9 protein-coding genes are annotated in these 12,707 nt (G+C 74.0%); 5 read left to right on the plus strand and 4 right to left on the minus strand.

The features are described from left to right. Nucleotides 1-1,039: 1,039 nt before the first annotated feature. Nucleotides 1,040-2,338 (plus strand): MFS transporter, encoded by a 1,299-nt coding sequence (locus O4U47_RS12580; RefSeq protein WP_270678009.1) that lies wholly within the window; start codon nucleotides 1,040-1,042, stop codon nucleotides 2,336-2,338. Here the strand turns inward: O4U47_RS12580 and O4U47_RS12585 are convergent. Further along, complete coding sequence (locus tag O4U47_RS12585; RefSeq protein WP_270678010.1) at nucleotides 2,223-3,656, minus strand: amidase; 1,434 nt, start codon at nucleotides 3,654-3,656, stop codon at nucleotides 2,223-2,225. The genes O4U47_RS12580 and O4U47_RS12585 overlap by 116 nt on opposite strands. Before the next feature lie 207 nt (nucleotides 3,657-3,863). On the opposite strand from O4U47_RS12585, the gene O4U47_RS12590 reads away from it, so the two are divergent. Together O4U47_RS12590 and ilvD are read left to right on the plus strand one after the other, a co-directional pair. Continuing rightward, a complete protein-coding gene (locus O4U47_RS12590) occupies nucleotides 3,864-4,676 on the plus strand; it encodes a nuclease-related domain-containing protein (RefSeq protein WP_270678011.1) in 813 nt (270 codons plus the stop codon). Nucleotides 4,677-4,936: 260 nt separating this feature from the next. Beyond that, a complete protein-coding gene (gene ilvD / locus O4U47_RS12595; protein WP_270678012.1) occupies nucleotides 4,937-6,799 on the plus strand; it encodes a dihydroxy-acid dehydratase in 1,863 nt (620 codons plus the stop codon). Nucleotides 6,800-6,899: 100 nt separating this feature from the next. Here the strand turns inward: ilvD and O4U47_RS12600 are convergent, their stop codons facing one another. Both O4U47_RS12600 and O4U47_RS12605 read right to left on the minus strand, forming a co-directional pair. Next, entirely contained in the window at nucleotides 6,900-7,106 is a 207-nt protein-coding gene (locus O4U47_RS12600) for an FmdB family zinc ribbon protein (RefSeq protein WP_270678013.1), read from the minus strand. A 128-nt stretch (nucleotides 7,107-7,234) separates the two neighbouring features. Further along, complete coding sequence (locus O4U47_RS12605; RefSeq protein ID WP_017626667.1) at nucleotides 7,235-7,735, minus strand: HNH endonuclease; 501 nt, start codon at nucleotides 7,733-7,735, stop codon at nucleotides 7,235-7,237. Between the two features lie 388 nt (nucleotides 7,736-8,123). On the opposite strand from O4U47_RS12605, the gene O4U47_RS12610 reads away from it, so the two are divergent. Both O4U47_RS12610 and O4U47_RS12615 read left to right on the plus strand, forming a co-directional pair. Then, nucleotides 8,124-10,247, plus strand: a complete 2,124-nt coding sequence (locus O4U47_RS12610; RefSeq protein ID WP_270678014.1) for a prolyl oligopeptidase family serine peptidase — start codon at nucleotides 8,124-8,126, stop codon at nucleotides 10,245-10,247. A gap of 114 nt (nucleotides 10,248-10,361) precedes the next feature. Next, a complete protein-coding gene (locus O4U47_RS12615) occupies nucleotides 10,362-10,865 on the plus strand; it encodes an acyl-CoA thioesterase (protein ID WP_270678015.1) in 504 nt (167 codons plus the stop codon). Here the strand turns inward: O4U47_RS12615 and O4U47_RS12620 are convergent. After that, a complete protein-coding gene (locus O4U47_RS12620; protein WP_270678016.1) occupies nucleotides 10,847-12,238 on the minus strand; it encodes an MFS transporter in 1,392 nt (463 codons plus the stop codon). The two genes, O4U47_RS12615 and O4U47_RS12620, sit on opposite strands and share 19 nt — an antisense overlap. Nucleotides 12,239-12,707 lie beyond the last annotated feature (469 nt).

Raw genomic sequence — 12,707 nt, forward strand, 5'->3', positions numbered from 1 at the left:
CGCCCGGCGGGAGCACCCCGGTGCCCCCGCACCCCCTTCGGCGCCCGAGGTGAACACCCCAGACGGACACGAACCGGGCATTCCGATTCCAGAACCCGTTCTGGAATCGCCGACTTCGCACGCCCGGGGCCCTCTCGGGTGTCGCTGAGTGCGCTTCGCGGCCCTCCCACCCCTTAACAGGGAGTGTTCGCCCAGGTCATGGCGCTGCCGGGTGCAGGGTGGGCCGAACGGGGGCGGGTCCGGGTGTCGGAGAGGGCGAACCCCGACCCCCGAGTCTCACCATGCGGGAAGTTCTCCGGCAGGGGGTGCACGTTGGTCGAGACCGCCGCCAGATCCGGGCAATCGGCCGCATCCCGGCGAACCGAAACCCGCCATTCGGGCGCCACAGACCCTCTCAGGGCATCCCGCGTAGCGAAAAGTAGGCGTTTTCGCAGATCGGGTGGCGAATCCGCCACGCGGGATCGCCGAACCCTCCCCGCCGCACCTGGTATGTCCGGAATGTTCGGTCTGGAGGTTCCCCTATCGCGCGTTCAACGCGCCCCCGGGGCAACGAGTGCGCGCTTTCGACCACTCCCACGCGCCCAGTGTGCACTCTTCTGCACACTCGACGCCCGACAACCCACCCTATGCCCGGTATGCCCGGATTGCGGTGCCCGTTCACCCCCACAGCGACCACCCGGACCGCGAGGAACCCGCCGGACGGCAAGCAGCCCCGGGGAACCGCCCCGCTTCCGCCGTCGCCGCCCATCACCGGGACCACGCACACGCCCGGCGGCCGACAACCCACCAGGTAGACCCGCCGACCTTCATCGTCGCCGCCATCCACCCCGGTACCCCGCCGCCCCGCCCCCGGCCGGAGCCCGTCAGCGGGGAACCTGTCGGCCCGTCGTCGCCGCCGCCCACCCCACGCCCCGCCCGCCGACCTACCACTCGGCCGCCGCTCGCGAGCGGGGCCCTGCTCACGGGGTTGCGGACAGGCCTTCCTCTCCATACATGGGATCCTTTAACAATAGGACGAATCCTGTGATTGAGTAGGACAATGCTCCAGTCCTACCGACGGCTGTTCGCCGTGCCCCGGCTCGGGGCGCTGCTCTTCTGGTCGCTGGCGGCCCGGCTGCACATCGGGGGCATGCCGATCGCGGTGACCTTCCTGGTCGCCGGGTGGACCGGTTCCTACGCGTTGGCCGGACTGGTCGCCGGGGGATTGACCGTGGGCACCGCGCTCGGTGGACCCGTCCGGGGGCGGATGGCCGACCGGCGTCCCAACGACCGGCTGCTGCTGTACTCCGCGCTGGTCTACGGCGCCGGGCTGGCCGCGATGGCGTTCCTGCCCGCCTGGCTGTGGTGGGCGGCGCTGCCGCTGGCCGTGGTCACCGGCGTCTTCCAGCCCCCGGCCACCCAGATCGGCCGGTCGCTGTGGCCGCGCATCACCTCCGGGCCCACCCGGCAGGCCGTGTTCGCCGCCGAGGCGACCCTGCAGGAGCTGCTGTTCATTGTGGGCCCTCTGCTCGCCGCCGCGGTGGTCGGCGTCGGCGGCGGCCGGGTCGGGCTGCTCACCCTGGGGGCCATCGCCTGCACCGGGGCCGCCGGGTTCGCGCTCGCGCTGCGCCGGTCCGGGCACACCCTCCCGGCGCGCGGGGCGCCCGGGACCGACGGCGCATCCGCCGCCCCGCGCCGGTCACTGCTGGCCGACCCCCGCCTGCTGCTGGTCATCGGGGTGGTGATGGTGCTGGTCGCCGGGCTCGGCGCGGTCGACCTGGCGATGGTGGCCTGGGCCCGCGAGCTGGGCGCCCCCGGGTACGCCGGGGGCCTGATGGCGGTCTACGCCTTCGGCTCGCTGGTCGGCGGGCTGATCGCGGGCGCGGTGGCCGGGCCGCCGCGCATCCCGCTGCGGGCGTTCGGCACCGCGGCCGGGGCGGTGCTGATCGTGCCGCTGGTGCCGCCGGTGCTGCACCTGCCCACCCCGTGGCTGATCACCCCGGCGCTGTTCATCGCCGGTCTGGCGATCGCCCCCACGGTGGCCGCGGTCACCGAGCGGCTCGGCGACCTGGCCCCGGCGGAGCGGCGCGGCGAGGCCTACGGCTGGATGACCACCGCCACCACCGGCGGCATCGCCATCGCCTCACCGCTGACCGGCTGGCTGATCGACCACGGCGGGGTGGCCGTGGGGGTCGGCGGCGCCGCCGCCCTGGCCACCCTCGCCGCGCTGCTCAGCCTGGGGATCAGGACTCAAGGGCGGACAGGTCCGGGCGGCGCCCCGCCCACGGCCGGGCCCGCTCCAGCTGAGCCGACAGGGACAGCAGCGTCCCCTCCTCCCCCAGCCGCCCCGTCAGCATGACGCCCACCGGCAGCCCCTCCCCCGTCCAGTGCAGCGGCACGCTCGCCGACGGCTGGCCGGTCACATTGAACATGGAGGTGAAGGGCGTGAACGCCGACATCCGCGCGAACTCCTCGCGCGGGTCGTCGGAGGCGAAGTACCCCACCGGCGCCGGGAGCTGCGCCAGCGTCGGGGACAACAGCACGTCGTAGGCGTCCAGCCGCGGCACGGCCCGGCGCAGCGCCATCTGGATGCCGCCGGTGGCGCGCATGTAGTCCTCGACCGAGGCGGAGCGGGCGCGGGCCCGCATGCCCCGGGTGATGGGCCGGAGCCGCCCCTCGTCCTCCTCGGGCACCGGGGTGGCCACCGCCATGGCCGCCCAGACCACCTCGAACATCCGCATCAGCGAGGCGTCGAACGGCGGGTCGACGTCCTCGACCTCGTGCCCGAGGGAGGCCAGCAGGCGGGAGGCCTCCTCGTAGCCGGCGGCGACCTCGGGGTGGACCTCGGCGCCGGGGACCGGGGAGGCGGAGAACCGGCCGATGCGCAGCCGCCCGGGCTCGGCGCGGGCGTGGTCGAGGAAGGTGCGCGCGTCGCCGGAGGGCGGCGGCGCGTAGTAGTCGCCGGGGGCGCCCCCGGCCATGGCGTCGAGCAGCGCGGCCGCGTCGGCGACGGTCCGGGCCAGCGGCCCGCTGGTGGACAGGCCGATGTAGTCGGGCTGCAGCGGGGCGTTGGTGATGCGCCCCCGGGAGGGCTTGATGCCGAACAGCCCGCACACCGAGGCGGGGATGCGGATGGACCCGCCGCCGTCGCTGGCGTGCGCGGCCGGGGCCAGGCCCGCGGCGACGGCGGCCGCGGCGCCGCCGCTGGACCCTCCGGCCGAGCGGGAGGGGTCCCACGGGGTGCGGGCGGGCGGGGCGATGTCGTTCTCGGTGTAGCAGGGCACCCCGAACTCGGGGGTGTTGGTCTTGCCGGTGAGCACCGTCCCGGCGGCGCGCAGCCGCGCGGCCGCGTCGGCGTCGACCTCGGCGGTGCGGTCGGCGAAGGCGGCCGACCCGGAGGTCCAGCGGACCCCCGCCACCGGGGCGAGGTCCTTGACCGGCACCGGCACCCCGAGCAGCGGCGGCAGCTCCTCCGGCGTGTCGCGGACGACCCGTTTCTCCGCGTTGCGGGCTTGTTCGCGTGCGATTTCCGCGGTGACCGTAATGAACGCCCCCACCCGGGGGCCGATCCGCTCGATCCGGTCCAGGTAGTGGTCGGCGATCTCCACCGGGGACAGCTCCCGGCGGCGCACCGCCGCGGCCTGCTCCAACGCCGTCAAGTCGTGAATCTGACCCATGGACGAAGCCTAGACCCCGCGTCCCCGCCGGACCCGCGCGGCACCTCCGGGGCACCACGGGGGCACCTCTCTAGAGAGGATGGCCGAAAGGTAAGCCTTCCCTGCTCTTACCCCGGGGACACGCGTGCGGCGGGAAGTCCCCGGGGAAGAAAAGTGTGAGTTTCGATGGACTAGGACTCGTATATGGATCGAACTACTCTTTCCATCGTGGAATCGGCAACCAGTGAGAAGGACGGCGCCCAGCGCCAGGAGGCGGCATCCCTGTCGCCCTTTTTCGTGTCGGCCGGAGCGGGCTCCCGCTCCCGGAATTCGGTGGGCCCCGACGACGAGGCCCAGACGACCTATGGCGACTTGCTCAATTCGAAGGACGCACGCCGCTGGGCCGTTCGCGGAGCCGCCGCGCTCCTGGCCGGTCTGGCGGCCGGACTCCTCACCAGCGACTGGCGCATCGGCGCCACCTTCACCGCGGCCACCCTGGTGGGGCTCGCGGTGTACGCCTCCCGGCGCCAGTCCGAGGTACCGCGGTGGCGCAAGCCCTCGATGGCCCAGCGGCGCACCGAGGCCCAGCTGCGGGTGATGAAGAAGGTGGGTTACCGGGTCCTGCACGCGCGCGGCGTGCCCGGCGGCAACGGGCAGATCGACCACTTCATCGTGGGGCGGCGCGGCGCGTTCGCCATCGACTCCGAGTCGTGGGACAAGCGGCTCCCCCTCCGCAACAAGCTGGAGAAGCTCTACCACGGGCGGTTCTCCAAGAACGAGCGGATCGACGAGGCCCTGGCCGAGGCGCGCGAGGCCCAGCGGCTGATCAGCGAGGAGATCGGGCGCGAGATCACGGTCCGCGCGGCGCTGGCGATCTACGGCCCCGGCATGCCCTGGGACAGCCACAACCTGCGCGGAGTGGACGTCATCCAGGGCCAGAAGGTCCGCAAGTGGCTGCGCTCGGGCAAGAGCAGGCTCACCGAGAAGGAGATCGAGGAGATCCACCAGGCGGCGGAGAAGGTGCTCCCGGCGCGGTACTGACCGTGCGCGGGGAGCGGAGGAACGCAAACGGTACGGGCGGCACCGGTCGCGACCGGGCCGCGTCGGGGGCGGGGCGCAGGCTCCGCCCCCGACGCATGTCCGGCTCCGGGCTGCCCGCTCGGGGGTCCACGCCTCCCCCGACCGCCCTCGACCACCGAACGTCTCAATATTCGGACGTCCGATCTTCAGTGCCGAGACGCGAGCACGCCCCCGTCGGGGCTAGGATTCACGGAAGAGAACGTCTCGATCGGGAGCACCCCATGCCAGAACTCCGCTCACGCACGGTCACCCACGGCAGGAACATGGTCGGCGCGCGCGCCCTCATGCGCGCCTCCGGGGTAGAGCGCGAGGACTTCGGCAAGCCGATCGTGGCCGTGGCCAACAGCTTCACCCAGTTCGTCCCCGGCCACGTGCACCTGCGCGAGGTCGCCGACGTCGTCTCCGGCGCCGTCCGCGAGGCCGGCGGCGTCCCCCGCGAGTTCAACACCATCGCCGTGGACGACGGCATCGCCATGGGCCACGGCGGCATGCTGTACTCGCTGCCCAGCCGCGAACTCATCGCCGACGCCGTGGAGTACATGGTCAACGCGCACTGCGCGGACGCCCTGGTGTGCGTGTCCAACTGCGACAAGATCACCCCGGGCATGCTGCTGGCGGCGATGCGGCTGAACATCCCCACCGTGTTCGTCTCCGGCGGCCCGATGGAGGCCGGGCGGGTCACCGTGGTCGACGGCACCGCCACCAAGGAGCGCAAGCTCGACCTGATCAACCCGATGGTCGCCGCCGCCGACGAGAGCGTCTCCGACGAGGAGCTGGCCACCCTGGAGGAGGCCGCCTGCCCCACCTGCGGCTCGTGCTCGGGCATGTTCACCGCCAACTCGATGAACTGCCTGACCGAGGCGATCGGGCTGGCACTGCCGGGCAACGGCACCGTGCTGGCCACGCACGTGGCGCGCAAGCGGCTCTACGAGGACGCCGGGCGGCTGGTCGTGGACGCGGCGCGGCGCTACTACCAGGACGACGACTCCTCGGTGCTGCCGCTGTCGGTCGCCACCCCGCAGGCGTTCGCCAACGCCATGGCGCTGGACATCGCCATGGGCGGGTCCACCAACACCATCCTGCACCTGCTGGCGGCGGCCACCGAGGGCGGCGTGGGCTTCGGCCTGCCCGAGATCGACGAGCTGTCCCGCCGGGTGCCGTGCCTGTGCAAGGTGGCGCCGAACACCGAGAAGTACCACATCGAGGACGTCCACCGGGCGGGCGGCATCCCCGCCATCATGGGCGAGCTGGCGCGCGGCGGGCTGATCGACACCTCCCTGCCCACGGTGCACGGCAGGACCGTGGGCGAGTGCCTGGCCGAGTGGGACATCATGGAGCCGACCGCCTCGCCGGAGGCGGTGGAGCTGTTCCACGCCGCCCCGGGCGGCAAGCGCACCACCAAGGCCTACTCCCAGGACGTGCGCTGGGACGGCCTGGACACCGACCGCGACGGCGGCTGCATCCGCTCGGTCGGCAGCGCCTACAGCGCCGACGGCGGGCTGGCGGTGCTCTTCGGCAACCTGGCCGCCGACGGGGCCGTGGTCAAGACCGCCGGGGTCGACGAGGAGCTGATGTCCTTCAGCGGCCCGGCGAAGGTGTTCGAGAGCCAGGAGGACGCCGTCGACGGCATCCTGAACAAGCGGGTGGAGCCGGGCGACGTGGTCGTCATCCGCTACGAGGGCCCCAAGGGCGGCCCGGGCATGCAGGAGATGCTCTACCCGACCAGCTTCCTCAAGGGGCGCGGCCTGGGCAAGGCGTGCGCGCTGGTGACCGACGGGCGCTTCTCCGGGGGCACCTCGGGGCTGTCCATCGGCCACGCCTCCCCGGAGGCCGCGGCCGGGGGCGACATCGCCCTGGTCGAGGACGGGGACGCGATCAGCATCGACATCCCCACCCGGGGGCTGGTCCTGGAGGTGCCCGAGGACGAGCTGGCCGCCCGTCGCGAGCGCCTGCTCAAGGAGCAGGGCGGCTACCGGCCCCGCGCGCGCGAGCGGAAGGTGACCCCGGCGCTGCGGGCGTACGCGGCGATGGCCACGTCCGCCTCCACCGGCGCCTCCCGCGACGTGTCCCAGGTCGAGGACTGACCCAAGGACACCATCCACCGTTGATCTCGGGGAAAACGACGCTAAAACCTCCCTGGTAGAAGCGCTTTTCCCGAGATCAACGCGAGATCGGCGCGGGGGTTCAGCCTCCGCCGCAGCACCCGCCCCCGCAGCAGCCCCCGGCCGGTGCGGGGGCCTGGGCCATGCCCGCGACCGCGACCCGGGACAGCAGCTTGACGGTGTCGCCATGGCCGCCCGGGCAGGCCGCCGGGGCGTCCGACTCGGCCATCGGCCGGCTCAGCTCGAAGGTGGTGCCGCACTCGCGGCAGGCGTACTCGTATCGGGGCATGGACGCATCCTAAGCGCAGGTCTCACGGGCGCCGCGCGCCACGGCCGTCGGCGGCCCACACGGCACCCCGCCGGGGGCGGCCGGGCCGGGTGGGACGTCGGAACGCCCGGCCCGGGCCGCCCGTACGGTCAGGCCGCCTGACGTGTCATGTACGGCGCCCACTGGGGGTCGCCGTGCTGCTCGCCGTTGATCAGCCGCCAGTGCAGGCCGCGCGGCACCGTGGGGGTGACGTTCAGCCTCCACCCCAGCTCGTCCAGGAGCCGGTCGGCCTTGCGGTGGTTGCACGGCTTGCACGAGGCCACCACGTTCTCCCACACGTGCGCGCCTCCCCTGGAGCGCGGGACCACGTGGTCGATGGTCTCGGCCCGCTTACCGCAGTACGCGCAGTGGTGCCCGTCCCGGCGCATCAGCGCGACCCTGGTGAGGGGGATCCGCCTGCGGTAGGGGACCCGGATGTAGCGGTGCAGCCGGATGACCGACGGCACCGACAGCACCATCGACGCCGAGTGGAGCACCGTGCCCGCGGCGTCCCCGTGCACCACCTCGGCCTTGTCCCGCAGCACCAAGAGCACCGCGCGGCGCAGGGGAAGCGTGGTCAGCGGCTCGTAACTGGCGTTGAGCAGCAGCACATGGCGGCTTACCGGACCGCCCTCCGTTCCGGTGGCGGTGCTCATGCGGCCGCCCCCGGCCTGCGTGTCTCGACCCCGGCCAGCCGATCGGCCAGCCAGGAGACCTCCCTGTGGGCCGGCCTGACGGCCGGCGCTGTCGACTCTTCCACACGGACCTCCCGTGGGTGGTTCCCGCCGAGTGACGTCCCGCAATCAGTTTGCTTTGTCCGACCGCTCCCCCGCCACCCCGTTTCTCCTCGGCGGCGGTTGACCACTGGGCTCCGATAATCGCGCACGCCTCCCCCGGAAACGGGGAAGCGCGCCGACCGGCGGCGCTTTCCCCGCGCATCCGGCCGCCCTTGTCCCGGCCCGGCGCCGCCCTTGTCGGGCGTTTAAGTAGAGTTCAGGCATGCCTGATCTCCGCTACCCCCCTGCCGAGCGCCAGGACCTGGTGGACGAGCTGCACGGGACGCGCGTCGCCGACCCCTACCGGTGGCTGGAGGACGCCGGATCGGCGCGGACCAAGGAGTGGTCCGCGGCCCAGGACGCGCTCTTCGCCGCCGCCGCGCGCGGCTTCACCGGGCAGGAGCGGTTCGCCGCCGACATCCGGGCGCTGCTGTCCGCCGGGTACACCGGCCCGCCGGTGTGGCGCGGCGGCCGGTCGTTCTTCGTGCGGCGCGCCTCCGACGCCGAGCACGGCGTGCTGGTGACCTCCGCCCCCGGGGAAGAGGAGCGGGTGCTGGTCGACCCGAACGCGCTCGACCCGGCCGGGACCACCACGCTGGACTACTGGCGGCCCGACCGGGAGGGCAGCCTGCTGGCGTACCAGGTCTCCGAGGGCGGGGACGAGGAGCCGCTGCTGCGGGTGATGGACGTGGCCACCGGCGCGGTCGTGGACGGGCCCATCGACCGGTGCCGGTACTCGCCGGTGGCGTGGCTGCCCGGCGGGGAGGCCTTCTACTACGTGCGGCGGCTGCCGCCCGAACAGGTCCCCGAGGAGGAGCGCCAGTACCACCGGCGGGTGTACCTGCACCGGGTGGGCACCCCGGCCGACTCGGACACCGCGGTCTTCGGCGCGGGGCGCGGCATGACCGAGTACTTCGGGGTGGCGGTCGGCCGCGACGGGCACCACCTGGTGCTGACCGCCTCGGAGGGCACCTCGGCCAGCAACGACGCCTGGATCGCCGACCTGCGCGAGGGCCCGCTGGAGGCGCCGCGGCTGCGCCCGGTGCAGGAGGGCGTGGACGCCGAGGCCTCACCGCACGTGGGGCGGGACGGGCGGCTGTACCTGTTCACCGACCGGGACTCCCCGCGCGGCCGCCTGTGCGTGTGCGACCCCGCCGCCCCCGGCGCGGAGAACTGGCGCACCCTCATCGGGCCCGACCCGGAGGCGGTGCTGGACGACTACGCCGTGCTCGACGGGCCGGAGCTGGAGCGCCCGCAGGTGGTGGCGTCCTGGCGGCGGCACGCGATCAGCGAGGTCACCCGGCACGACCTGGCCACCGGGGAGCCGCTGGAGACGGTGGCGCTGCCCGGCCTCGGCAGCGTCGGCGGCCTGATGGACCGGCCCGAGGGCGGCCACGAGGTGTGGTTCACCTACACCGACCACACCACGCCCGTCGAGGTGCACCGGTTGGACGCGCGCACCGGGCGGCTGGAGCGGTGGGCGTCGGCGCCCGGTGCCGACGGGCTGGACCTGCCGCCGGTCCGCACCGAGCAGCAGGTGGCCGTCTCCCGGGACGGAACACCGGTGCGGATGCTGGTGGTCCGCGCCGACGACGGGGACGACCGGCCCCGGCCAGCGGTCCTGTACGGCTACGGGGGCTTCTCCATCTCCATGACGCCCGGGTACTCGGCCACCATCCTGGCGTGGGTGCGGGCCGGGGGCGCCTACGCGGTGGCGAACCTGCGCGGCGGTCTGGAGGAGGGCGAGGAGTGGCACCGGGCGGGGATGCTCGGCTCCAAGCAGAACGTCTTCGACGACTGCGTCGCCGCCGCTGAGCACCTGGTGTCCTCGGGCACGGCCCGCGCCGACGGCCTGGCGGTGATGGGCGGCAGCAACGGGGGCCTGCTGGTGGGGGCGGCCGTCACGCAGCGCCCGGACCTGTTCGCCGCCGCCGTGTCGTCGGCGCCGCTGCTGGACATGGTGCGCTACGAGCGGTTCGGGCTCGGGCGGCTGTGGAGCGTGGAGTACGGCAGCGCCGACGTGCCCGAGGAGCTGGAGTGGCTGCTGGCCTACTCGCCGTACCACAGGGTGCGCGAGGGGGTCCGGTACCCGGCGACGCTGTTCACCGTCTTCGACAACGACACCCGGGTGGACCCGCTGCACGCGCGGAAGATGTGCGCGGCGCTCCAGCACGCGACGGCGGCCCCGCCCGAAGAGCGTCCGGTGCTGATCCGCAGGGAGGCCCAGGTGGGGCACAGTGCGCGGTCGGTGAGCCGGAGCGTCGCGCTCAGCGCGCACCAGCTGGCGTTCCTGGCCCGGTACACCGGCATGGGCGCCGGCACGACGAGCGGCGACGCGCGGGGCTAGGGCGGGGCGGGGCGGCGCTTCCGCCCCGCCCCGCCCGCCGCTCAGGGCCCCCGATACCCTGGTATGCCGTGCCCGGACGGGCTCACGAGTCGGACCAGGGGGGACGGGAAGGACGTGTTGGACACCGGGGCGGAAGCGCAGAGCGCGCAGGCCGCGGACAGGGGCGGGCGCCAGGGCGAGGACGGCCCCGGCGCGCCGGGGCGCGGGCGGCGCCACGTGCACCTCGCCCATGTGCGCTTCGCCGACCTCGATCCGCTGAACCACGTGAACAACGTGCGGATGCTGACCTACCTGGAGGACGCCCGCATCGCGTTCCTGAGGTGGGACGCCCCCGGCGGCGACGGCGACGGCGGCCCGCTCGGCGCCATGGTGGTGGCCCGGCACGAGGTGGACTACGTGGCCCCGCTGGTGCTGCGGCGGGACCCCGTGCGGGTGGAGACCCGCGTCACCGAGGTCCGCGGGGCCAGCTTCCGGCTGGCCTACGAGATCCTCGACGACGAGCGGGTCTACCTGCGGGCCGAGTCCGTCATCGTCGGCTACGACCTGGAGCGGCAGCGCTCGCGCCGGCTCACCCCCGACGAGCTGGAGTACCTGGAGGGCTACCGGGAGCCGGCCTGACCCTCCGCCGGGGTCCCGTCCGGGGCCCCGGCCGCCTCCCCGACCGGTCCGCCCCCCTGGCCCAGGTCGCGGCCGCGGGTCTCGGGGGAGACGGCCACCGCCGCCAGGGTGAGCACCGCGGCCCCGGCCACGTACACCGCCACCGGCACCGCCGAGGCGAACGCCGCCAGCAGCGAGGTGGCGATCAGCGGGGCCAGTCCCCCGGCGACGATCGAGGCGAGCTGGTAGCCGATGGAGGCGCCCGAGTAGCGCGTGCGGGTGCCGAACAGCTCGGAGAAGTAGGCGGCCTGGGGCCCGTACATGGCGGCGTGCAGGACCAGGCCCACCCCGGCGGCGGCGAGGAGCGCCCAGAAACCCGCCCGGTCGACCAGCGGGAAGAACACGAACATCCACACGCCGACCCCGGCGGCGCCGAAGGCGACCACGGGGCGGCGCCCCACCTTGTCGGACAGGGCTCCCCACAGCGGGATCGCCACGAGCTGGACGACCGCGGCCGCCAGCAGGGCGTTGAGCACCGTGCCGCGTTCGACCCCGGCCTCCTGAACCGCGTAGACCAGGATGAACGCGGTGATCACGTAGTAGGAGATGTTCTCGGCGAGGCGGACGCCCATCGCCACCAGCAGCTCCCGCCAGTGGTCGCGCAGGACGGCGACCAGGGGCGCGCGCTCGGCGGGGCCGGACGCCTTCGCGGAGGCCTCGGCCTTGCGGGCGGCCTCCAGGAACACCGGGGACTCCGAGACGGCCAGGCGGATGTACAGGCCGATGAGGACCAGCAGCCCGGACAGCAGGAACGGGATGCGCCAGCCCCAGGCGTCGAAGGCCTCGGCGGGCTGGACGGCGGCCAGCACCGCCAGCACGGCGGTCGCGAGGAGGTTGCCGCAGGGCACCCCGGCCTGCGGCCAGGAGGCCCAGAAGCCGCGGTGCCGGGCGCTGCCGTGCTCGGAGACGAGCAGGACGGCCCCGCCCCACTCGCCGCCCAGGGCGAAGCCCTGGACGACGCGCAGCAGGATGAGCAGCAGCGGCGCGGCGACGCCGATGGTGGCGTAGCCCGGCAGCAGCCCGATGGCGAACGTGGAGGCGCCCATCATCAGCAGGCTGATGACGAGCAGGCGCTTGCGGCCGGTGCGGTCGCCGAAGTGCCCGAAGACGAGGCCGCCGAGGGGGCGGGCGACGAAGCCGACGGCGTAGGTGCCGAAGGAGAGCAGGACCCCGGTGAGGGGGTCGGCGTCGGGGAAGAAGACGGTGCCGAAGACGAGGGCGGCCGCCGATCCGTAGAGGAAGAAGTCGTACCACTCGATGGTGGTGCCGATGAGGCTGGAGGTCACCACCTTCGCGAACGATCCGCGGGAGGCGGGGGCGCGCGTCGGTGCCATGGGCGTCCACCTTTTCGGGGTGCAGGGGTCGGGGGGTCTGGTGATCGGACGGCCGGCCGTTCCGCCGGCCCGGGACACGAGGTCACGGGCCCGGCACGAGCAAGGTAGGCCCACGGTGTGGCAGGGACCATAGGGGAGGGACACGGGGATGGGAGCCCCGTGGTGTCGGCCGGGCACATGCCGTGGCGGCGACGGAGCGAGAGGGGCGGTTCCCTGATCCCACCTGCCGGGCTGCGGGCCCCTCGCGGCCCGGCTGGTCGACGGCTCAGCCGGTACCCCGCTCCAGGCTCCGGCCGGGCGGCGAGCCGCCGCAGTGCGGGGTGATCGGACGGCGGCCACGCACATTCCGTGCAATCGACGGCGCTACCGGAAGGGCCGCCGGCCTTCCTCGTCGATGCCTACACCCCACGTTCCGATGCCCCGCCGACCGGCCGTGGAGCGTGAGCGGGGCACGTGGCGCGCCGGAGAC

This window comes from Nocardiopsis suaedae (genome assembly GCF_027706745.1).
GTDB classification, from domain to species: Bacteria; Actinomycetota; Actinomycetes; order Streptosporangiales; family Streptosporangiaceae; genus Nocardiopsis_A; species Nocardiopsis_A suaedae.